The organism is Bradyrhizobium sp. SBR1B, assembly GCF_014198205.1.
Taxonomy (GTDB): Bacteria; Pseudomonadota; Alphaproteobacteria; order Rhizobiales; family Xanthobacteraceae; genus Bradyrhizobium.
The window spans coordinates 303668-324533 of the sequence record NZ_JACIHC010000002.1 but is presented as its reverse complement, the minus strand read 5'-3'; the positions used below and the strand labels follow the sequence as shown (position 1 = coordinate 324533).

Sequence of the window (20866 nt, the reverse complement as noted above, 5' to 3'; positions counted from 1 at the left end):
GCCTGCAGCCAATACCCAGGAAGGAGCGCGCCCGTGATCGACAGCCATCAGGCTCCTGAAGCACTGAACGCCAATGAGCATGCCGTTCGTCGTGGGCAGCGGTCGCAGGTCTACCTGGTCGCGGGTCTCGTCCTGCTGATATGGGCCGTGATGCCGTTTGCCGACGATATGCTGATGTGGTTCTGGCCGCGCTACGGGGCCTATTATTGGAACAGCTGGTTCGTGGTGAATGACGGGCTGTATTTCTGGTTTGCACTCTACGTCGTCTCGGCTCTCGGCCTCGTTGTTCTCGGCGCCTATCATCTTTCGAGAAACGGCATCCGCCTGTTCGACAGGCGCACTCTGCTGGCGCTCCTGCTGATCGCCGCCTTTGGCCTCGTCTGCTGCTACTTCGGCAGGTTCTCGCCGCGCCAGCAAACGGTGTTTTGGCAGGTCTACATCACACTGGTCTACCTGACGGCGGGCCTTCGGTTCGGCTACGCCTTTGCACCGCTCGGCGCGACCATCATCGCACTGACGCTGATCGGATATTTTTATATCCCGGGTGTGCCGCTGTTGCCGTGGATGGCGGCCGTCAATGGCGGTGCTCTGATCGCAGGTACCCTCTGGATGCGGCGGGGCTAGGCGTGGCGGATCTCGACGACATCATCCACCAGCCGCTGCGGCTGAAGATCATGGCAGCGCTGAACGCGCTGCCTGCGACCGCGGGACTGGAGTTCTCGCGGCTGAAGAAGCTGACCGGCGCCACCGACGGCAATCTCGGCGCGCATATCGAGACGCTGGCGAAGGCGGGTTACGTCCAGGTGGACAAGGCGTTCGTCGGCAAGAAGCCGCAGACGACGGTCACCGCCACCGCCGCCGGCCGCGGCGCCTTCGCCCGGCACGTCGCGACGTTGCAGGAGATCATTGCGGGGAAGCAGGGGTAGGGGCACTGCCACGCAGTTACGTTTGATCGCGGTGCGAATTGCGGCGCCCTCCCCATTTTGAGGGAGTTTAGAGTATTATAACTATCTGATTTTACTGTAATAACCAGCCATCAGATAGACTGTGCGGAAAACAGTGTAGGCACTTTTCGACATTTCGGCCGGAGTCGAGGTTTTTCGAGTTTAGGTCTGCTCGCGACTCGGCAAAGCAAGCAAATCGTGAATAAGCGCGCGGCGATCGGAGGCGGCCGCTTCATCAGCCACGTTGCCTCAGGTGAACACGTTCGAGGATTACACTGACTGACTATTGGATTGGAGGCTTAGCCGATTCGGCTGCTTCCCAAGCGCCAAGCTCGGTTAGCTCGACTGACTGACGCCAGTCCGCCGCGCAGACTTGAGGTTGTAAATAGCGTACTCATCTGGCTAGACTAGCTTCGCCATATTCCCTCGTTTTCATCCGCAATGCGTTTAAGAGATGGTCGTACTCACTCTCAAGGCTAAACATGACCACCTGCAAAAGGTGGCAAGCACGCATGACCACGTGAAGGCGATTTCAGAGTTCGTATGGAACGCCCTCGACGCCGACGCCAAGCGCACATCCGTCGAATTCGAACGGAATGCCTTGGGAGGCCTGGAGAGCATTATCATTCGAGATAACGGAACCGGCATCAGCAAAGAGAGAGCCGAACATGATTTCGAAAGTCTAGGCGAGTCATGGAAGAGGACCAACGCTCGAACGCTCGTTCTCGCTCGCGCGATTCATGGAAAGGAAGGCCAAGGCCGATTGCGCTTCTTCTCGCTAGCGCGACGAGCGCACTGGGATTCTGTCTATGAGCAAAACAACTCGCTGTTGAAATTGACGATCGATATAGACGCGGATCGGCTGGAGATCAGCAACGTATCTGATCCCACTCCAGCCGATGCGAACGCCGAAAAAGGGACAGTCGTCCAACTCTCCCCTCTAAAAGAAACGTTCGATTGGCTGACCGGCGATCAAGCACGCTCAGAGTTCGACGCGATCTTCGCGCCATATATACTTCAATATCCTGATGTCGAGATCATATATGACGGTAAAGCAGTTGATCCGAAGCGAAATATTGAACGTTCTCATGAGTTTCCGAAGCAGGCAATTATCTGTCCGGGTCGCGTCGTCAAGGACCTGACTCTCCGCGTGATCGAGTGGAGACCGCGCGTCACAGCACGAAAGATATATTTTGGAGGGGAAAGCGGAGTTGTCCTTGGCTCGCTGCCAGCCAATGTGACTGCTCCAGAATTCGAGTTCTCGGCGTACGCCTACACTCCATTTTTTGGTGAGATCGCCCAAGCCAATCTCCTTGAGTTTGATGGCCTGACTGATCCTGACTTCGCTCGGGTACTTGAATACGTTCGAGATACGTTGACGGACTATTTCCGTTTTCGCCAAGCCGAAAAGTCTGGCGAACTGATTGAAGAGCTAAGGGCGGCTGGAGTGTACCCGTACGAGGGGGAACCAAAAGACGAAGTCGAGCGTCGTGAGCGGCAAGTATTCGATATCACCACCCATGCGGTCGCCTCGTACTCGCGCGACTTCAAGAAGGCCGACAATCCACTTAAGAAGATCACTTTAGGGCTACTTAGGGAGGCCGTGAGGAACAATCCCGAGTCGGTGTCGCGCATTCTTAAGGCCGTATTCAATCTCCCAAAGCTTCGGCAAGATGAATTCTCACAGCTCCTTGAAAAGACGGAGCTGGGCAACATCATCGCGGCATCAAACCTTGTCGCCAACCGAATAGTTGCGCTCAAGGTACTGAAGGAAATCGTGTTTGAACCGAAGCACCGCCGAACTATTAAGGAGCGGGGCGAGCTTGATGTGCTCGTGCGAGACAATACCTGGCTGTTCGGTGAAGGCTTTCATTTTACGATGGCCGAGGCTGGCCTCACCAAGATTATGCAGCGCGTCTCTGAGGAATTGGCGCTTAAACGCTCCAAAGGTGCAAAGGGTAGGAAGCCCGATGGCAAGATCGGTAGGATAGACTCATTCATGGGGCGTCTTGTCCCGCACGGAGATGAGAACCACCGTGAGTTTTTGTTGATAGAGCTGAAGCGTCCATCGCTTACGATTGGGCGCAAGGAGCTCGATCAGTTGGAAGATTATGTGAATTCGATTTTGGCGCAGCCGGATTTCATAAACACTTCAACGAGCTGGAACTTCTATTTGGTGACGAGTGAATACGATGATGTTGTAAAGGCACGCATCACTCAGGAAAATAGAGCGGTCGGTCTTTTCATCGACAAGCCGAACCACAAGGTGTGGGTGAAGTCTTGGTCCGAGTTGCTCCGCGACGCCGAGGGCAGGCTAAAGTTTGTTCAAGACCAGCTTCGTATCGAAGTCTCCGACGAGGAGATCGAGACACGCATAGCTGAATTGAAGGCTTCCGTTCTCAAGAGCGAGGCTCTAGAGCTTGGGGAGCGCTTAGGGGAGACATCTGAAGAAGCAGGGAAAGCCGGCCGCAAGCCAGCCGGCAAGTCAGACGACTCGTCTCCACCGGCTCCGTGACGCCCGTTCGATTCTCTTAGAGTATCATTGCGATTAAGGCGACGGTGCACTCAATCGTGTCAACCGATGTTTTGACTTAAGAACTTAGTGGACTGTCACTCCCAATTTGCTGATTCACTCGGAGGATTACGGTGACAATGCACTAAACCATCTCCACTGATGCTTTGGCTTCGGAGTTCACGGAGGGAAACAATGAATATTGACGACTCGGAAGTCCAGGCGCGGATTGCGGAAATACGTGAACGCAATGAGAATATGAACACGCTCACGCTCTCTATTCTCCGCAATCATTTGGAAGCCGAGCAAATAATGAACTCCTACGTTTCTGCGAATGGTGTGTCGAAGCGCAGACTGCGCCGGATGAAGTTCTCGGACAAAATGGAGAAGTGCAAGGTATTCGCTAAGGGCGAACAGAATGAGCCGTGGTGGGGCGTTCTCAACGCAGCCAACAGCTTGCGCAACACGATTGCCCACAACCTCGACCTGGACGAAATCGATCGCCGAATGGCTGATCTGAAAGAGAAGTATCTGGCTACGATGACGCCAGAAAATGCCGCCGCAATGGAGGATCAATCCGATGACTACATTGCTATGATGGCGTGCTCGACTTGCGGCGGCTTCATTGCGACCCTCGAAAGTCGAGTTAAGGGCGCCCAAGGCGACGCTTCTTCGCCAATTGCGTGACGGCAAGTTCGCCGACGATAAGCGCGACAAGCGCGCCGAACGTGTAGGCATCATGAACGGAGTAAACGATAGCGGCCCAACCAATGGTCTTCATAATAGCGATCCCTCAGCCCATGGGGCTGTTTGCAGTTTCAGGGATCGCTTTGCGTGGCCTTTGGCCCACCACGCGGTGCTTGTCAGGGCACGAGAGATCGAATGTCGCCACTTTAACGTCTGGCAGGACGGGGCATCACCCCGTAGTTTCCATAGATCAAAGACACAGACCCCAATATCCACCGACAGGGCGTAGGTGGGGGGCCTACCCAATGAAATATGGCTCGCAGCCGTCATAGCAAGTCTCAAAACGTTGCTTTTTTCCGAGCCGCCCGCGCCTCAGCAGCAGTAAACCGATACCCGGTCATGAAGCCGTGACCGTGGTCCAAGTGCTCAAGTCCAATCAAGGCAAGGTAGATGTAGCGAGGCAGTCGCTGTTCGGACTTTTCCCAAGAGATAATGGTTTGCCGCGATCCGACCTGAAGGGCGAGCCGCAGCATTTCCTGGGTAAACCCATGCTTCTTGCGCCAAGCCTTGAGATCAGTTCCGTTGATCCCCGGACTGGCCAAGTATGTCGGATCTTGGATGTCTAAATCCGCCACATCTTCAAAAGATTTAGTCATGGATGCCTCAAAAATTCGCCTGTTTACGGATATCGGCACTGTGACCATACCCATGCAAAGTTGAAGAAAGCGTTACCCATCGGGCAAAGTGTTCCGGGTGGCTCACGTGACCGTAACGGCATGAGTGGATAGGTTCGTCCATACCGTACGCCGCCGTTTGGTCCGCAAACCGGGCGGTTCGCCACTGCGATCGTGTCCCCAATCTTGGTATAGCCGGCGGTGCACCAATGCGTTCGCCGCCAAGAGCCGAGCAGGAAAGCTGGCGATTGCCGGAAGGCCGACGGTCGGATCGTCTCAATGGCGCGATGGTTTCGAGTTTCATGCAGCGGGCGCGCCGGACCGTCTAATCATAGTTCTGTTTGAGCAGGATCCCTTCCGTGAGGCGCACGACGCCATCCTCGTTGGGAAAATGCCGATCACCTCGGTGCGCCGCTTGCAGGCGCCGCGCCCACAGAATGACGGGAAGTTCGGGCCGCCCCCTTGAGACCCGCCGCGATTCGTGCGACCTCCGCCCCCAAGCAAAACCCCTCATTTCGAGCCCTCGATGCACATTCTCCTGCTCGGTTCCGGCGGCCGCGAACATGCCCTGGCGTGGAAGATCGCGGCCTCCCCCCTGGTGACCAAGTTCTGGTGCGCGCCCGGCAATGCCGGCATCGCGCGGGAGGCGGAATGCGTGGCGCTCGACGTCGCCGACCATGCGGCGGTGATCGAGTTCTGCAAGACGAACAAGGTCGAGCTCGTGGTGGTCGGGCCGGAGACGCCGCTGGCGGCCGGCATCGTCGACGATCTCGCCGCTGCCGGCATCAAGGCGTTCGGCCCGAGCAGGATTCCCGCCCAGCTCGAAAGCTCCAAGGGTTTTACCAAGGCGCTGTGCACCGAATTCGGCATTCCCACCGGCGCCTACAAGCGCTTCACCAACGCCAAGGACGCGCGCGACTACGTCCAGAGCCAGGGCGCGCCGATCGTGGTGAAGGCCGACGGGCTCGCCGCCGGCAAGGGTGTCGTCGTCGCCAAGACCGTGCGCGAGGCCGAGGACGCCATCGCCATGATGTTCGAGGGCGCGTTCGGCGAGGCCGGCACTGAAGTCGTGATCGAGGAGTTCTTGCCGGGCCGCGAGATCAGCTTCTTTGCGCTGTGCGACGGCGAGACGGCGATTCCGCTGGCCTCCGCCCAGGACCACAAGCGCGTGTTCGACCACGACGTCGGCCCGAACACCGGCGGCATGGGCGCCTATTCGCCGACGCCTTTGGTGACGCCCGCGATCCACGACGCGATCATGGCGAAGATCATCTTGCCGACGGTATCAGGCATGAAGCAGCGCGGCACGCCGTTCCGCGGCATTCTCTATGCCGGCATCATGCTGACGACGCAGGGGCCAAAACTGTTCGAGTTCAACGTCCGCTTCGGCGATCCCGAGTGCCAGGTCCTGATGCTGCGCATGATGTCGGACATCGTGCCGGCCTTCCTCGCCGCCTGCGACGGCCAGCTGAAGAATTTCGATCTGCGCTGGCATCCGGACTCCGCGCTCACGGTGGTGATGGCGGCCAAGGGTTATCCCGGCGACTACCAGAAGGGCACGCGGATCGACGGGCTCGATGACGCGGCGAAGGTGGACACCGTCGAGATCTTCCACGCCGGCACGGTCGAGAAGGACGGCGCGATCCTCGCCAATGGCGGCCGTGTGCTCAATGTCTGCGCGCTCGGCAAGACCGTGACGGAGGCGCAGAGCCGTGCCTACCAGGCCGTCGACCGCATCAGCTGGCCCGAGGGCTTCTGCCGCCGCGACATCGGCTGGCAGGCGGTGGAGGCGGAGAAGGCCAAGGGCTAACAAGCAGCTGACAAGAACCGGCTCGCGATCCCGGACGGCGCGTAAAGCGCGCCAATCCGAGAATCTCGAGGGCTTGTGTCACCGCGCCGCCATATCGACATTCCAGAATGTGCAATCAGCTGTTGGGGTTAGTAGCCCCGCTGATGATACCGCTACTGTGCATGGGGTTGTTTTCGCAATTTTAGGTGTCGGGGCGGCCTCACGATTGACCCTTTAAAGGATGCAGAAAGATGTCCGATCTCGCCGACCTCTATCCGGATTTTGCCGCCGAATGGATCAATACCTCCTTCGGCCGCATCTTCGCCCGCGTCGGCGGCAGCGGGCCGCCGCTGCTGCTCCTGCACGGCTTCTCCGAGACCCATGTGATGTGGCACCAGGTCGCGCCCGAGCTGGCCAGGCACTTCACGCTGATCATCGCCGATTTGCCGGGCTACGGCTGGTCCGACATGCCCGAGAGCGATGCGCTGCACATCCCCTACAGCAAGCGCGCCATGGCCAAGGCGATGGTGGAAGTGATGGAGCGGCTCGGTCACGTGCACTTCGCGCTCGCCGGCCACGACCGCGGCGGCCGCGTCTCCTACCGCCTCGCGCTCGACCATCCCGGCCGGCTGTCGAAGCTCGCGGTGCTCGATATCCTGCCGACCTATAATTACTGGGAGCGGATGAACCGCGCCTACGCGCTGAAGATCTACCACTGGACCTTCCTGGCGCAGCCCTATCCACTGCCGGAGACCCTGATCTCTGGCAATGGCGAGTTCTTCCTGCGCTTCAAGATGGCGAGCCAGACCAAGTCGAGGACGTTGGACGCCATCGACCCGCGCGCGCTCGAGCATTACCTCGCCCCGTTCCGCGATCCCGCCCGCGTGCATGCGATGTGCGAGGACTACCGCGCCGGCGCCTATTTCGACTACGACCTCGACAAGGCCGATTTCGAAGCCGGCAAGAAGATCACCATTCCGATGCTGGCGCTGTGGGGCAATGCCGGCGTCGCCCAGGCCGCGGCGACGCCGCTCGACACCTGGCAGCAATGGGCGACGAACGTCGTGGGCATGCCGGTGGATTCCGGCCACTTCCTCACCGAGGAGAATCCCGACGTGACGGCAAAGGCGCTGCGCGAGTTCTTTTCGGGCTGACGATCTTGTAGCCCGGATGGAGCGAAGCGAAATCCGGGTCTGTCAACGCCGCGACACTGGCCCGGATTGCGCTTCGCTCCATCCGGGCTACGACTGCCCTACCTTCGCTCCCGAAAGAACTCCTTGAGCAGCCGCGCCGCCTCGCTCTCGCCGACCCCGGAATAGACGTCCGGGGCGTGATGACAGGTTGGCGAGGCGAAGAACCGCACGCCGGATTCCACCGCGCCGCCCTTGGGATCGGCGGCGCCGTAATAGAGGCGCCTCACCCTTGCAAACGAGATCGCGCCCGCACACATGGTGCAGGGCTCCAGCGTCACGTAGAGGTCGCAGTCCACGAGGCGCTCGCTGCCGATCTTTTTCGCCGCCTCGCGCAGCGCGACAAGTTCGGCATGGGCCGTGGGGTCATGGTCGGTCAGCGTCCGGTTCGCCGCGGTGGCGATGACCTCGTAATTGCGGACCACCACGCAGCCGATCGGAACTTCGCCCGCTTTTCCGGCATTTTCGGCCGTTTTGAGCGCCAAATCCATGAAGGAGGGGGCTTTCAAGCCTCGTATCATCCGAAGAAACCTGCTAGTAGCTGCGCCTTCAGCAGAAGTGCTTACCGGTTTTGCCTGGGCATGCGGCTCGGAACGAGCGCGCACAATGCCTAATGGCCACCCCCTTGAGTGAGATCATTCATGCCTCGCGACAGCGACAAAGACAACGATTCCCGCGGCCGGCGAGGCCCGGCCAAAGGCGGCCGTTCCGGCAAGGCACGCGGCCCCGAGAAGAAGTTCGCCAAGCGCGGTTTTGAGGGCAAGAGCGAGCGCAGGGGCGATCGCGACAGCCGCCCGCCCCGTGGCGACCGTGACAGCCGCGCGCCGCGCGAGGGGAAACCGTTCCGCCGCCGCGAGGAGGGCGATGCCCCGCGCCGCGATTTTTCCGACCGTCCCCGCTTCAAGCGCGATGACCGCGGCAGCGAGGGTCGTGGCGAGCGCAGCTTCAAGCCGCGCGGCGACCGTCCGTTTTCCGATCGCTCTTCGCGCGATGGCGAGAAGCGGCCGTTCAAGCCGCGTGGTGATCGTCCGTCCTATGGCCGTGACGACCGTCCGCCGCGCAGCCGGGATCGTGACGATTCCCGTCCCGCTGGCCGGTTCGGCGACAAGAAATTCGGTGACAAGCGTCCCTACGCGCCGCGTGGCGATCGTCCGGAACGCAAGTTCGACAGCGAGCGGAAGTTTTCGCGGGGCGGTCCTGATCGCGACCGCGGCGAGCGCGGTGATTCCAAGCCGTGGCAGAAGCGCGACGACCGTCCGCGTGGCGATCGTCCGCCGCGCAAGGATTTTGGCAAAGGCCCGCGCAAGGATTTCGGTGGCCGTGATCGCGGCGAGGACAAGCCCTGGCAAAAGCGCGAAGGCGGCGAGGACCGTCCGCGCTTCTCGCGCTCCCGCGACGATCGCGCGTCGGGCGACCGTCCGTTCCGCGAGCGGCCCAAATTCGATCGCCCGCGCGAGGATCGTCCGAAGTTCGATCGGCCCCGTCGCGACGGCGATGGCGACCGCGGCGGGCGTGGCGGCGACCGGCCGAAATTCAACCGTCCGCGCGAGCGCTCGGAAGGCCATTCCGATTGGCACGAGCATCCGCGCAGCGAAGGTCGTTTCGGCGATCGCCCGCGCCGTGACAACGAGGACGACAGCAGGATTTTCGAGAAGCGTCCCGCTTTCGGCGGCCGCGGCGCCTATCGCGAGCGGGACCGCGATTTCGACCGCCGTCCGCGCCGCGAAGAAGCGCCGAAGCCGAAGAAGGCCGGCGAGCGCATCGCGAAAGCGCTGGCCCGCGCGGGGCTTGCCTCGCGCCGCGATGCCGAGGAGATGGTCACGCAGGGCCGCGTCACCGTCAACGGCCGGGTGATCAACTCGCCGGCGCTCGACATCACAAAGAACGACGTCGTCCTGGTCGACGGCAAGCCGTTGCCGGAGCGCGAGCGCACGCGGCTGTTCCTCTACCACAAGCCGCGCGGACTGATGACCACGCATGACGACCCCGAGGGTCGTCCGACCGTGTTCGACAACCTGCCCGAAGGCCTGCCGCGCCTGATCTCGATCGGCCGGCTCGATTTCAACACCGAAGGCCTGCTGCTGCTGACCAACGACGGCGGGCTCGCGCGCACGCTCGAGCTGCCCGACACCGGCTGGCTGCGCCGCTATCGCGTTCGTGCCCATGGCGACGTCACCCAGGCGCAGCTCGACGAGCTCAAGAACGGCATCGAGGTCGAGGGCGTCAAATACGGTCCGATCGAAGCGACGCTGGAGCGCGATCAGGGCGCCAATGTCTGGCTGGTGTTCGCGATCCGCGAAGGCAAGAACCGCGAGGTGCGCAATGTCTGCGCTCATCTCGGGCTCGAGGTGAATCGCCTGATCCGGGTTTCCTACGGTCCGTTCCAGCTCGGCGAGGTGCCCGAAGGTCAGGTCGAGGAGATCCGCTCGCGCGTGCTGCGCGACCAGCTCGGCGACAAGGTGATCGAGAAGTCGGGTGCGCAGTTCGACGTGCCGCAGAAATCTTCTGCAGGTGATGACGAGAAGAAGCCCACCAGCAAGCGTGCCGTGATCAACGACCGCAAGGGCCGCCGCGTGCTGGTGCAGCGCACCGGCAGCGAGGAGGCGCGCGAGCGCAACGAGGAAGAGGCCAACGGCTACGGCCCGCCGCGCCGTCCCAAGCGCGGCTATCACGGCAAGCGCGACCTGACGCCGCGGGAGGACTGAGGTGGAGCGCGGTCATTCGCTCCGCACTCTCTCGTTCCCTCCCCCCTTGTGGGGGAGGGTTAGGGAGGGGGGTACCCCACGAGAGGTCGCTGCTTGTGGCACCCCCTTCCCCAACCCTTCCCCACAAGGGGGAAGGGAGCTCACCTTCCGTTCCTCTACTATTCGAGTCTCATAATGCGCGTCGTCGGCGGTCGTTTGAAGGGGCGCAATCTCGCCTCACCGTCCTCGCGCGACATCCGCCCGACGGCGGACCGCTTGCGCGAGTCCGTCTTCAACATCCTCGTGCACGCCTATGATGATCCGATTGCGGACGCGCGCGTGCTCGATCTCTTCGCCGGTACCGGGGCGCTCGGCATCGAGGCGTCGTCGCGCGGCGCGAAGTTCACGCTGTTCGTCGACAATGGCGCCGAGGCGCGGGCGCTGCTGCGCAACAATGTCGAGTCGCTCGGCCTCGGCGGCGTGAGCAAGGTCTACCGCCGCGATGCCACCGATCTCGGGCCCGCGCATCCCGTCGAGCCGTTCTCGCTGGTGTTCCTCGATCCACCCTATGGCAAGGGTTTTGCGGAGAAGGCGCTGGCGAGCTTGCGCGACGGAGGCTGGCTCACGCCCGGCGCGCTGCTGGTGGTCGAGGAGGCCAAGGCCGCGCAGTTCGTGACGCCGGAAGGGTACGAGGAATTGGAGCGGCGGGCGTATGACGATACGGAGTTCGTGTTTTTGAAGCGGCCGTAGCTGCACTGCCGTAGGGTGGGCAAAGGTGCGTCGCGCCGTGCCCACGCACTCTGCACAATCGCGATAGGTGGTGGGCACGCTTCGCTTTGCCCACCCTACGGCACCTTCACCACGGCTCACCGCCGCCCGAACAGCTTCTCCACATCGCTGAGCTTCAGCTCGACATAGGTCGGCCGGCCGTGATTGCACTGGCCGGAGTTCGGGGTGTCCTCCATCTCGCGGAGCAGGGCGTTCATCTCTTCCGGCCGCAGCCTTCGGCCGGCGCGCACCGAGCCGTGGCAGGCCATGGTCGCCGCGACATGCATCAAGCGGCGCTCGAGCGGCAGCGCCTCGTCCCACTCGGCCATGTGCTCCGAGAGATCGCGCAAGAGGCCGCCGGCATTGGTCTTGCCGAGCAGCGAGGGCGTCTCGCGCACCGCGACCGCGCCGGGGCCGAAGGATTCGATGGCGAGGCCGAACGATGCGAGCTCCTCGCTGCGCTCCAGGAGGCGCTCCACCGTCGCCTCGTCCATCTCGACGATCTCGGGGATCAAGAGGATCTGCCGCTGCACGCCGTTCGCCGCCAGCGAGGCCTTCAGCCGCTCATAGACGATGCGCTCATGCGCGGCATGCTGGTCGACGATGATCAATCCGTCGCGGGTCTGCGAGACGATATAGGTCTCGTGGATCTGCGTGCGCGCGGCGCCAAGCGGACGATCGACCAGATCGCTGACGGGCTGGGACTCGATCCGCACGTCCGCGCTGGGCGCACCGACGTCGAAGGTGGCCTGCGCACGCTCGGCGAAAGCGGGTGCGGCCGATCCTTCGAAGGACGGCATCGGCGCGACTGGGGCGGACGGCGAAGCCCGCCAGTCCCAGCTTGCGGGACGCGGCGGCGTGAAGGCCGGCCGGAACGCGGACAACGCGCTCTCGCCGCTGTTGGCAGCGGTGCGACGCCCCTCACGCGCGAGACCTTCCTTCAGCCCGTGCACGATCAGCGCGCGGACCAGGCCGGCGTTGCGGAAGCGCACTTCGGTCTTGGCCGGATGGACGTTGGCATCGACCTCGCGTGGGTCGAGCGTAACGAACAGCGCCAGCACGGGATGCCGGTCGCGTGGCAAATAGTCGGCATAGGCTCCGCGCACCGCGCCGAGGATCAGCTTGTCGCGGACCGGGCGGCCGTTGACGAAGAGATACTGCCCGAGCGCGTTGGCCTTGGTCAGCGCAGGTGCAGCGGCATAGCCGGCGACGACGACGCCCTCGCGCTCGGCGTGGATCTCGAAGGCATGGCTGCGAAACTCAGCGCCCAGGATGTCGCCGAGCCGCGTCAGGCGGCCGGCGGCGCCGGGCAGCGCGGCAGCCCAGGTCACCGGTGCGCGCTCTTCGCCCGCGAGCGTGAAGGCGATATCAGGCCGCGCCATCGCGAGGCGCCTGACCACCTCGCGGATCGCTTCCGCCTCGGTGCGGTCAGTCTTGAGGAATTTCAGCCGGGCTGGCGTCGCATAGAAGAGGTCGCCAACCTCGACGCGGGTGCCATGCGCCAGCGCCGCCGGCATGATCTCGGACTTCTCGCCGCCCTCGACCGTGAGCGCCCAGGCGTGCGGCTCACCCGCATGCCGGGTGGTGATGGACAGTCGTGCCACCGAGCCGATCGAGGGCAGCGCCTCGCCGCGGAACCCGAGCGTGCGGATTTGGAGCAGATCCTCGTCGTCGAGCTTGGAGGTGGCGTGGCGCTCGACCGCGAGCGCGAGGTCTTTCGCGGTCATGCCGCCGCCGTCGTCGGTGATGCCGATCCGGCGCCGCCCGCCGCCATCGGTGAAGACGTCGATCCGGCTGGCGCCGGCATCGATGGCGTTCTCGACCAGCTCCTTGACCACGCTCGCCGGACGCTCGACCACCTCGCCGGCGGCGATGCGGTTGACGACCTGTTCTGGAAGCTGGCGGACGGGCATGAGGTTCTGATCTGGATTCGCGGACAGCGCTATTCTAGGCCGTGTTGCGTCAAAAGCATGTGTTGGGCAACAGCCGTGTGGCCGCCTGGGGAAGAGGGCTACCTATCGCATTGAAGACATTGAGCGTTCGAGAAAATTGCGCAGGCCGGCACCTGCCGACATCCGACGACGGTCCGGATTGTGAGGCGCCGGGCAGCGGTGTAGCATCGTGAAAAAATGGCAACAGGACGGGAGGACGCCATGTGCCATCTCTTCGCGCATCAGCCCCAACGCGATTACGAATCCCAGACCCGCTCCCTGCGGATCGATGGCCATTGCACCTCGATCCGGCTGGAAATGGCGTTCTGGGATACGCTGGAGGAGATCGCGGCCAGGGAGGCCATGAGCCTCGGCAAGTTCCTGACGACGCTCTACAACGAGGTGCTCGACCATCATGGCGAGGTCAACAATTTCGCCTCGCTGCTGCGCTGCTCGTGTCTGATCTATCGCTCGAAGAGCATGGCGACGGTGCCGGAGTTCAAGGCCACGGTGGCGCCGATTCTCGATGCGGCGGAATAGCTTCCGCACCTTCGGGGTCGTCCCGGCCTAGTGCGCAATTGCGCACGGGCGCCGGGACGACACCTTGAGTGTGGATACGCAATCCCTCCTCAACGTCGTCCTGGCGAGCGACGCCAACGTACGATCAAATCTCCTTCTTCTGCATCGCGCCCGCGATGTAGTCCGCCTGCCGGATCGCCAGCGCGACGATGGTCAGGGTCGGGTTGCAGGCCGCACCGCTGGTGAACTGGCTGCCGTCCGAGACGAACAGGTTCTTGACGTCGTGGCTCTGTCCGAACTTGTTGACGACGCCATCCCTGGGCTTCTCGCTCATCCGGTTGGTGCCGAGATTGTGGGTGCTCGGATAGGGCGGCGTCGGATAGGTCACGGTGGCGCCGACGGCGTCGTAGACCGCAGCGCCCTGTTTGTAGGCGTGCGCGCGCATCGCGAGATCGTTGGGATGATCGTCGAAATGCACACTCGCGACCGGCTGCCCGAACTTGTCCTTCACGCGAGGGTCGAGCGTGATGCGGTTGGTCTCCTGCGGCATGTCCTCGCCGACCAGCCACATGCCGGCCATCCTGGGATAACCGTCGAGCGCCGCGGTGAATGGACGGCCCCAGGCGCCGGGATTGAGGAACGCCGCCATGAACGGCAGCCCGATCGATAGCGTCTCCATCTCGTAGCCGCCGACGAAGCCGCGCTTCGGGTTGTTGGCGGCTTCATCGCGGATGATGCCGGCCATGGTTGTGCCGCGATACATGTGCACCGACTTCTCGAACACGGCATAGACGCTGCCGGTCATGTGCCGCATGTAGTTGCGGCCGACCTGGCCCGATGAATTGCCAAGGCCGTCGGGGAACATGGTCGAGGCGCTGTTGAGCAGCAGCCGCGGGCTCTCGATCGAGTTGCCGGCGACCGCGACGATGCGCGCCTTCTGGCGCTGCATCGCGCCGCTCTCGTCGGCGTAGACCACGCCGGTCACCTTGCCGCCGGCATCATGCTCGATCTTGATCGCCATGCTGCTCGGTCGCACTTCGAGATTGCCGGTCGCCTCGCCCTTCGGGATCTCGGTGTAGAGTGTCGACCATTTCGCGCCGGATTTGCAGCCCTGGAAGCAGAAGCCGATCTGCTGGCAGGCGCCGCGGCCGTCGCGCGGCTGGCTGTTGATCGCCATATTGCCGGTGTGCACCGTCTTGTAACCGAGCTTCTTGGCGCCGGCTTCCAGCACCTTGAAATTATTGTTGCCGGGAAGGCCGGGAATGCCGTTGGTGCGGGTCACGCCCATCTTGTTCTCGGCCTTGGCGTACCACGGCTCCATCTCGGCGAGCGTGACCGGCCAGTCCAGGAGATTGGCGCCGGGAAGGTTGCCGTAGGTGCTCTTCACCCTGAACTCGTGCTCATCGAAGCGCAGCGAGGCGCCGGCCCAATGGGTCGTCGAGCCGCCGACCGCCTTGACGATCCAGGCGGGAAGGCCGGAAAAATCCTTGGCGACGCGCCACGTCCCCGAGGTGGTGCGCGCATCGGTCCAGGCAAGCTGGGAAAAACTCTCCCACTCGTCGTTGACGAAGTCGTGGTTCTCGATGCGGGGACCCGCTTCGAGAATGACCACCTTGACGCCCTTCTGCGCGAGCTCGTTGCCCAGCGTGCCGCCGCCGGCACCGGAGCCGACGATCACCACAACGCTGGAGTCGTTCAGATCGAATTTTGCCATATGCGTTCTCCTGAACCGTTGGGGTGGGTCTCAAGCCTTCGGCAGCCAGTCGATGTCGGCGAAGCCACGGTTGATGTAGCCGCCGTGCTCGGCGGAGGAGCCCTCGTAGCCGAACCGCGGCCAGACCTCTTTCTGGTTGTAGAGCGAGACGATGAGGTCGCCGCGCACCTTCTGGAAGAAGTCGCTTCCCTCGATCTCCTTCAAGAGCACCACACGGTCGGCTTCCCATGGCACTTCGACATAGGGCACCTTGTGGCGATCCCGCGCATTCTGATCGAGCCGCGTGATGCCGTCGCTGATCAGCGACTTGACGGCGGGATCCTTCGCCGCCTTGCCGTCCCACGGCTTGACCGCGGTGATGTAATAGCTGTCGCCGAGCACGTCGTGCGGATAGATGTCGCGCGCGACTTTCAGCAGTGTCTTCATCGTCGCGGGCGAGAGTGCGCTGGCATCATCGGCCCACGCATCTTCGATGCTCACGGTGACGCTGGTCGCGACGGCTACGACCGGCACGGCGGTCGCCGCACCCTTGAGAAAGACGCGACGGCTGTGCTTGCTTCGACGATCGACTTCTCTCATGGCATTCCTCCGTGGATTTTTATGATTTGGACCTTTGTGTCAGCCGAACCGTCCGCCCCGCTGGATCACCTCGATCTTGTAGCCATCGGGATCGCTGACGAAGAAGAAGCGCGCCAGCGTCCTGCCGTCGTGCTTGAAATCGCGTAAGGGCCCCGGCGCGAGCTTCTCGCGCTCGAAGCGGGCATGCTCGGCCTCGAGATCCTCGACCACGACGGCGAGATGGCCGTAGCCGTCGCCGAGTTGGTACGGCGTCTTGCGATCGAAATTCACCGTCAGTTCGACCTCGAAAGGTGAGGAGGGGTGACGCAGATAGATCAGGGCAAAGTCCGCGAATTTCAGATGGTCTGCGACTTCGAGGCCGAAGGCACGCCGGTAGAAGTCGAGCGAGCGCGCCTCGTCGAGCACGCGGATCATGGAATGGACCGGCTTTGCCATTCAGTTCTGCCCCTTCAGGTAAGCGATGATGGCGGCGCGCGTCTCCGGCTTACCTTGCCGATAGGCCATGACGACACCGGGAATGACGGCTTGCGGATTGGTCAGCCAGGCGTCGAGCCGGGCTTCGTCCCAGGTGAAATCTGCGTTGGCGAGGCCTTGCGAATACCGAAAGCCTTCGACCTTGCCGGCGAGACGGCCCACGACCTTGAGCAGCGGCGGTCCCTGGCGCACCGGCTCCGACAGGTTCGTGGTGTGGCACGCCGCGCATTGTTGCTTGAAGAGTGTCGCACCGTCCGGCGGCTTTGCGGCCGGCAAAGGCATCTGTGCGTCGGCAACCCGCACCACCAGCACCATCGCGGTGCACAATCCCAGCACGAACGCGCGCATCGTCTAGAGCCGCCCATCGAATCAACCTGCGCAAACTCTAGGCGGCGTCAGATGGGCGGTGGTAGTAGCGGGCTGTTTCGCTGCGTGCGGAGATGCTCGTGATGCGCGGTGTTCCGCGCTGCCTTATATGCGGAGCACAATTCCGCGAAACCGCCGTCAAATCCCTAAACGATCACCACACCATGCGCATTGCATGACGATTGCGCCGCTTGAACTCTCGACGCGATGCAATGGCCCGGTGCAGATCAGCGGCGTGTGCGCCGCCGAGCCATTCGTCGCGAAAAAATCCAGGAGAAATGGATGAAGTTGGTGAAGACCTCGATGATCGCATGCGCTCTGTCGGCTCTCATTGCGACGCCCGTTCTCGCGCAAAGCGCGCCCCCCACCGCCAAACCGGGCGGCACCGTGCAGAGCAAACCCATGCAAGGCAGCACGATGGGCAGCGGCGACGAGGAGATGAATGCTCAGCCGGGCGCGGCGGGCGAGAAGACCGGCATGAAATCGACCAAAGGCACCAGGGGCACGGTCGGCACCACGGGTAGCGCTGCGCACAAGGGAACGGCCGACGATGCCACGACGGGCGGCGCAGCCCCTTCCAAGCGTTACTAGTCTCGCCGGTGAAACGGCAAAACTCCGGTCGCCCTGCGGCCGGAGTTTTTTGCCGCGCTAATTAGTCGTCGAAGCGCCCGCCGCGTCCGGCCTTGACGTCGCTGCGGCGCTTCTTGCCCTCGAGCCGGCGTTGCTTTGAGCCAAAAGTCGGCTTTGTCGCCCGCCGCGGCTTTGGCCGCACCATGGCTTCGCGCAGCATCTCCGTGAGGCGATCAATGGCATCCTGGCGGTTGCGCTCCTGGGTGCGGAAGCGCTGCGCCTGGATCACGATCACGCCGTCCTTGGTCATGCGCTGACCGGCGAGGCGGGCGAGCCGAATCGCTGCATCCTCCGGCAGGGTCAGCTTGCGCGCGTCAAAGCGCAACTGCGCCGAGGTCGCGACCTTGTTGACGTTCTGCCCGCCCGGGCCGGAGGCGCGGACAAAGCCGATCTCGATGTCGTCCTCGTCGATGACGAGATCGCGGGATATCCGCAGCATGATGGCACCATTCGTGATGTCCGGACATATCGCGGACGTCTGCGTTGGGCAATGGTGCTTGGTGGAAACGCAAATGGCCGGGCGAGCCCGGCCATTTCAGGACATCTGAGAGGGACGTCAGTTCGACTTCGTCGCCGGAGCCGCGGAGGGCTGCGCCGCGGCCTGCGGGGCGCGGCCGACGACGACGGTCAGGAGGCCCTGGCCCCAGAGGCGCTTGGCGGCGGCTTTGGCGTCGTCCAGCGTCACGGCGTCGACGATGGCGTTGCGCTTCTCGATATAGTCGATCGGCAGCTTGTCCTGCTGGTATTGCAGCAGCGCCTGGGCCAGCTTGGACGAGGTATCGAGCGCCAGCATCTGCGAGCCCTTGAGGTAGGACTTGGCCTCGTCGAGCTCCTTCTGCGTCGGGCCTTCCTCGGCGATCCGGCGCACTTCCTTTTCAATGGCATCGATGGTGTCGCCGGCGCGGTCGGCGCGCGTGCCGGTATTGCCGATGAACACCGCCGAATGCTCCATCCAGAGCAGCGCTTCATAGACCGAATAGGCCAGGCCGCGCTTCTCGCGCACCTCGCGATAGAGCCTGGAAGACAATCCGCCGCCGCCGAGGATGTGGTTGACGACATAGGCCGCCATGAAGTTGGGATCGCTACGCTTCACGCCCGGGCCGCCGAAGGTGATCACGGTCTGCGGCACGTCGAGCGTCACGAAGGCGCGCTGCGGCGGTTTTGCGGCCTCGACGTCGGGGACCGGCGTGAGGTTGGCCTTGGCGGGCAGGCTGCCGAAGGTGTGATCGAGCAGCTTGCCGAGGGTCGCCGGATCGACGTCGCCGACGACAGCGACCTTCAGCCCATCCTTGGCGAGGACCCGTCCGACATAGTCCTTCATGTCGGCGATCGTGATGGTCGGCACGCTGTCGAGGTTGCCGTTGCTCTGCCGGCTGTAGGGATGATCGCCGAAGGCGACCTCCAGGAACTTGCGGCTCGCCAGCGAGGTCGGATTGGTGGTCTCGCGGCGCAGGCCCGAGACGACCTGCGAGCGGATGCGCTCGACATCGGCGGGGTCGAAATGCGGCGAGGTCAGCGCGCTCCGCAAGTGGTCGAAGGCCTCGTCCTTGTTGTCGCGCAGCATGCGCAGGCTGCCGCGGAAAGTGTCGCGGGTGGCGCTGAAGGAGAGCTCGATGGCGCGGCGGTCGAGCCGCTCGTGGAAGGTCTTGGAGTCGAGATCGCCGGAGCCTTCGTCGAGGAGATCGCCGACCAGGTTGGCGACGCCCGGCTTGTCCTTGGGATCCTGCGCCGAGCCGCCGGCAAAGGAATATTCCATGGCGATCAGCGGCACGGTTGCGTCCTGCACGAACCAGGCCTCGATACCACCCGGCGAGACCAGGTGCTGGATCTTTGCGGCCGCCTGCGACGGCGAGATGGCGGCGAGGGAAAGCGCAGCGCCCGTGACAAACGAGAAGGCAACGCGTCGAAGGAAGGGATAGGTCACGAACGCTTCTCCTCGCGCTTGGTGGCGGCAGTGTCCTTGATCAGATAGCCCGTCACCGAGCGCTTCTTCTCGAGCCATTTCTGCGCGACGGCGCGGACCTGCTCGGCGGTGACCGCGCGGATGCGATCGGGCCAGCTCCTGATGTCCTCGATCGACAGGCCCGTGGTCAGCGCGCCGCCATACCAGCGTGCCAGCACCGCCTGGTTGTCCTGGGCGTAGATCGCTTCCGCGATGAGCTGGGTCTTGACCCGCTCCAGATCCTCGGCACGGATAGGGTTCTGCGCGACATTGGCGATGACGCCGTCGACCGCCTGCTCGACCTCGGCAAAGCTGACGCCGGGTTTCGGTGAGGCAGAGATCGCGAACTGGGTCGGGTCGAGCGAGATGCTCGAATAGCTGGCATTGGCGGAGACCGCGAGCGGCTTGTCGACGACGAGGGCGCGGTAGAGATAGGAATTGCTGCCGCTGCCCATCAGCTGCGCCAGCACGTCGAGGGCGGCGCTCTCGCCGGCCGCGGCCGTGGTTGCCGAGGGCACGAGATAATAGCGCCGCATGCTCGGCTGCTCGACGCGCGGGTCGGCCAGCGTGACGGTGCGCGGGGCGGCGGGCTCCGGCTCCTGCGGACGGACTCGCCGCGCCGGGATCGCTGCTTGCGCCGGGATGGAGCCGAAATTGCGCTCGACCAACGGGCGGATGTCGGCGGCCTCGACGTCGCCGGCGATCACCAGGATCGCGTTGTTCGGCGCATAGAAGCGGCGGTAGAAGGCGAGCGCGTCCTCGCGGTCGAGCTTCTCGATCTCCTGGTGCCAGCCGATCACCGGACGGCCGTAGGGATGATTGAGATAGAGCGCGGCCATGATCTGCTCGTTCAGCCGCGCGTCCGGATTGTTGGCGACGCGCATGTTGTACTCTTCGAGCACGACGTCACGTTCGGGCAGCACGTTCTCGTCCTTGAGGATGAGGCCGGTCATGCGGTCGGCCTCGAACTCCATCATGGTCGGCAGCTGCTCTTTCGGCACGCGCTGGTAATAGTTGGTGTAGTCGACCGAGGTCGAGGCGTTCTCGTTGCCGCCGACGCGAAGCACGGTCTGGGAGAATTCGCCGACGGGGTGCTTCGAGGTGCCCTTGAACATCAGGTGCTCGAGGAAGTGAGCGAGGCCGGACTTGCCCGGCGTCTCGTCGGCCGAGCCGACCTTGTACCAGATCATCTCGGTGACGACGGGCGTGCGGTGATCGGGGATCACCACGACCTGCATGCCGTTGCTGAGCGTGAAGCTGGCGGGCGGGGCCGATGTGACCGTGGTCTGGGCAAGGGCCGCGCCTGATGTCAGGACACTGGTCGAAAGCAGCGCGGCAAGGAGGCAGGCAGCCGATCGGTTTGCGGACATCATGATCCCTAGTGAAAGGCCGAGGTCCGGATGTCCGGCTCGGACGGCACGGCATGCTACACCGTGCGGCTGAGGCTTCGCGTCACGAAGCAG

General features: G+C 63.3%; 20 protein-coding genes. 10 read left to right on the top strand and 10 right to left on the bottom strand.

Annotated elements, in window-relative coordinates; genetic code table 11:
- The first annotated feature begins 33 nt into the window (after positions 1-33).
- The 4 genes from GGD61_RS06215 (at position 34) to GGD61_RS06200 (ending at position 4143) form a co-directional block, all read left to right on the top strand.
- A complete protein-coding gene (locus GGD61_RS06215; RefSeq protein WP_092255254.1) occupies positions 34-624 on the top strand; it encodes a hypothetical protein in 591 nt (196 codons plus the stop codon).
- 2 nt (positions 625-626) lie between these two features.
- Positions 627-926, top strand: coding sequence for a transcriptional regulator (locus GGD61_RS06210; protein ID WP_092255251.1), 300 nt, complete (start codon positions 627-629; stop codon positions 924-926).
- Between the two features lie 472 nt (positions 927-1398).
- Positions 1399-3459 carry an ATP-binding protein gene (locus tag GGD61_RS06205; protein ID WP_183230432.1) on the top strand — a complete coding sequence of 687 codons (2061 nt, stop codon included), beginning with the start codon at positions 1399-1401 and terminating at the stop codon, positions 3457-3459.
- A 192-nt stretch (positions 3460-3651) separates the two neighbouring features.
- Entirely contained in the window at positions 3652-4143 is a 492-nt protein-coding gene (locus GGD61_RS06200; protein ID WP_092255245.1) for a hypothetical protein, read from the top strand.
- A 338-nt stretch (positions 4144-4481) separates the two neighbouring features.
- Here GGD61_RS06200 and GGD61_RS06195 read toward each other — a convergent pair whose 3' ends face one another.
- Positions 4482-4799: a helix-turn-helix transcriptional regulator gene (locus tag GGD61_RS06195; RefSeq protein WP_143109039.1), complete on the bottom strand. Its 318-nt coding sequence runs from the start codon at positions 4797-4799 to the stop codon at positions 4482-4484.
- Between the two features lie 544 nt (positions 4800-5343).
- On the opposite strand from GGD61_RS06195, the gene purD reads away from it, so the two are divergent.
- Both purD and GGD61_RS06185 read left to right on the top strand, forming a co-directional pair.
- Positions 5344-6627, top strand: a complete 1284-nt coding sequence (gene purD / locus GGD61_RS06190) for a phosphoribosylamine--glycine ligase (protein WP_092255239.1) — start codon at positions 5344-5346, stop codon at positions 6625-6627.
- A 230-nt stretch (positions 6628-6857) separates the two neighbouring features.
- Positions 6858-7760, top strand: coding sequence for an alpha/beta fold hydrolase (locus tag GGD61_RS06185; RefSeq protein ID WP_092255236.1), 903 nt, complete (start codon positions 6858-6860; stop codon positions 7758-7760).
- Positions 7761-7858: 98 nt separating this feature from the next.
- Here the strand turns inward: GGD61_RS06185 and GGD61_RS06180 are convergent, their stop codons facing one another.
- Positions 7859-8317 carry a nucleoside deaminase gene (locus GGD61_RS06180; RefSeq protein ID WP_092255233.1) on the bottom strand — a complete coding sequence of 153 codons (459 nt, stop codon included), beginning with the start codon at positions 8315-8317 and terminating at the stop codon, positions 7859-7861.
- 120 nt (positions 8318-8437) lie between these two features.
- On the opposite strand from GGD61_RS06180, the gene GGD61_RS06175 reads away from it, so the two are divergent.
- Complete coding sequence (locus tag GGD61_RS06175) at positions 8438-10501, top strand: pseudouridine synthase (RefSeq protein ID WP_183230431.1); 2064 nt, start codon at positions 8438-8440, stop codon at positions 10499-10501.
- A 174-nt stretch (positions 10502-10675) separates the two neighbouring features.
- Positions 10676-11230, top strand: a complete 555-nt coding sequence (gene rsmD / locus GGD61_RS06170) for a 16S rRNA (guanine(966)-N(2))-methyltransferase RsmD (RefSeq protein ID WP_092255227.1) — start codon at positions 10676-10678, stop codon at positions 11228-11230.
- A 116-nt stretch (positions 11231-11346) separates the two neighbouring features.
- On the opposite strand, the gene mutL is transcribed toward rsmD, so the two are convergent.
- Positions 11347-13161 (bottom strand): DNA mismatch repair endonuclease MutL, encoded by a 1815-nt coding sequence (mutL, locus tag GGD61_RS06165; RefSeq protein ID WP_092255225.1) that lies wholly within the window; start codon positions 13159-13161, stop codon positions 11347-11349.
- A gap of 240 nt (positions 13162-13401) precedes the next feature.
- On the opposite strand from mutL, the gene GGD61_RS06160 reads away from it, so the two are divergent.
- Complete coding sequence (locus GGD61_RS06160; RefSeq protein ID WP_018321943.1) at positions 13402-13719, top strand: ribbon-helix-helix domain-containing protein; 318 nt, start codon at positions 13402-13404, stop codon at positions 13717-13719.
- 124 nt (positions 13720-13843) lie between these two features.
- On the opposite strand, the gene GGD61_RS06155 is transcribed toward GGD61_RS06160, so the two are convergent.
- The 4 genes from GGD61_RS06155 to GGD61_RS06140 are packed head-to-tail and all read right to left on the bottom strand — an operon-like array spanning position 13844 to position 16813.
- Positions 13844-15412, bottom strand: coding sequence for a GMC family oxidoreductase (locus GGD61_RS06155; protein ID WP_092255222.1), 1569 nt, complete (start codon positions 15410-15412; stop codon positions 13844-13846).
- Positions 15413-15442: 30 nt separating this feature from the next.
- A complete protein-coding gene (locus tag GGD61_RS06150; RefSeq protein WP_092255219.1) occupies positions 15443-15991 on the bottom strand; it encodes a Twin-arginine translocation pathway signal in 549 nt (182 codons plus the stop codon).
- Positions 15992-16030: 39 nt separating this feature from the next.
- Entirely contained in the window at positions 16031-16426 is a 396-nt protein-coding gene (locus GGD61_RS06145) for a VOC family protein (protein ID WP_092255216.1), read from the bottom strand.
- Positions 16427-16813 (bottom strand): c-type cytochrome, encoded by a 387-nt coding sequence (locus tag GGD61_RS06140; protein WP_092255213.1) that lies wholly within the window; start codon positions 16811-16813, stop codon positions 16427-16429.
- Between the two features lie 300 nt (positions 16814-17113).
- On the opposite strand from GGD61_RS06140, the gene GGD61_RS06135 reads away from it, so the two are divergent.
- Positions 17114-17422: a hypothetical protein gene (locus GGD61_RS06135; protein WP_026202641.1), complete on the top strand. Its 309-nt coding sequence runs from the start codon at positions 17114-17116 to the stop codon at positions 17420-17422.
- A gap of 61 nt (positions 17423-17483) precedes the next feature.
- On the opposite strand, the gene arfB is transcribed toward GGD61_RS06135, so the two are convergent.
- The 3 genes from arfB to GGD61_RS06120 all read right to left on the bottom strand — a co-directional run bounded on the left by arfB (position 17484) and on the right by GGD61_RS06120 (position 20773).
- Positions 17484-17900 carry an alternative ribosome rescue aminoacyl-tRNA hydrolase ArfB gene (gene arfB, locus GGD61_RS06130; protein WP_018321949.1) on the bottom strand — a complete coding sequence of 139 codons (417 nt, stop codon included), beginning with the start codon at positions 17898-17900 and terminating at the stop codon, positions 17484-17486.
- Positions 17901-18017: 117 nt separating this feature from the next.
- A complete protein-coding gene (locus GGD61_RS06125; RefSeq protein WP_183230430.1) occupies positions 18018-19385 on the bottom strand; it encodes a pitrilysin family protein in 1368 nt (455 codons plus the stop codon).
- Positions 19382-20773 (bottom strand): pitrilysin family protein, encoded by a 1392-nt coding sequence (locus GGD61_RS06120; RefSeq protein ID WP_183230514.1) that lies wholly within the window; start codon positions 20771-20773, stop codon positions 19382-19384. The genes GGD61_RS06125 and GGD61_RS06120 overlap by 4 nt, the downstream gene beginning before the upstream one ends.
- Positions 20774-20866 lie beyond the last annotated feature (93 nt).

Excerpts from the sequence above, each read along its gene's own strand:
- GGD61_RS06200 (WP_092255245.1), top strand. The coding sequence starts at position 3,652 with ATGAATATTGACGACTCGGAAGTCCAGGCGCGGATTGCGGAAATACGT.
- GGD61_RS06180 (WP_092255233.1), bottom strand. The coding sequence starts at position 8,317 with ATGATACGAGGCTTGAAAGCCCCCTCCTTCATGGATTTGGCGCTCAAA.
- rsmD (WP_092255227.1), top strand. The coding sequence starts at position 10,676 with ATGCGCGTCGTCGGCGGTCGTTTGAAGGGGCGCAATCTCGCCTCACCG.
- GGD61_RS06160 (WP_018321943.1), top strand. The coding sequence starts at position 13,402 with ATGTGCCATCTCTTCGCGCATCAGCCCCAACGCGATTACGAATCCCAG.
- GGD61_RS06120 (WP_183230514.1), bottom strand. The coding sequence starts at position 20,773 with ATGTCCGCAAACCGATCGGCTGCCTGCCTCCTTGCCGCGCTGCTTTCG.
- GGD61_RS06175 (WP_183230431.1), top strand. The coding sequence starts at position 8,438 with ATGCCTCGCGACAGCGACAAAGACAACGATTCCCGCGGCCGGCGAGGC.
- mutL (WP_092255225.1), bottom strand. The coding sequence starts at position 13,161 with ATGCCCGTCCGCCAGCTTCCAGAACAGGTCGTCAACCGCATCGCCGCC.
- GGD61_RS06205 (WP_183230432.1), top strand. The coding sequence starts at position 1,399 with ATGGTCGTACTCACTCTCAAGGCTAAACATGACCACCTGCAAAAGGTG.
- arfB (WP_018321949.1), bottom strand. The coding sequence starts at position 17,900 with ATGCTGCGGATATCCCGCGATCTCGTCATCGACGAGGACGACATCGAG.
- GGD61_RS06150 (WP_092255219.1), bottom strand. The coding sequence starts at position 15,991 with ATGAGAGAAGTCGATCGTCGAAGCAAGCACAGCCGTCGCGTCTTTCTC.
- GGD61_RS06195 (WP_143109039.1), bottom strand. The coding sequence starts at position 4,799 with ATGACTAAATCTTTTGAAGATGTGGCGGATTTAGACATCCAAGATCCG.
- GGD61_RS06155 (WP_092255222.1), bottom strand. The coding sequence starts at position 15,412 with ATGGCAAAATTCGATCTGAACGACTCCAGCGTTGTGGTGATCGTCGGC.
- GGD61_RS06140 (WP_092255213.1), bottom strand. The coding sequence starts at position 16,813 with ATGCGCGCGTTCGTGCTGGGATTGTGCACCGCGATGGTGCTGGTGGTG.
- GGD61_RS06185 (WP_092255236.1), top strand. The coding sequence starts at position 6,858 with ATGTCCGATCTCGCCGACCTCTATCCGGATTTTGCCGCCGAATGGATC.
- GGD61_RS06135 (WP_026202641.1), top strand. The coding sequence starts at position 17,114 with ATGAAGTTGGTGAAGACCTCGATGATCGCATGCGCTCTGTCGGCTCTC.
- purD (WP_092255239.1), top strand. The coding sequence starts at position 5,344 with ATGCACATTCTCCTGCTCGGTTCCGGCGGCCGCGAACATGCCCTGGCG.
- GGD61_RS06145 (WP_092255216.1), bottom strand. The coding sequence starts at position 16,426 with ATGGCAAAGCCGGTCCATTCCATGATCCGCGTGCTCGACGAGGCGCGC.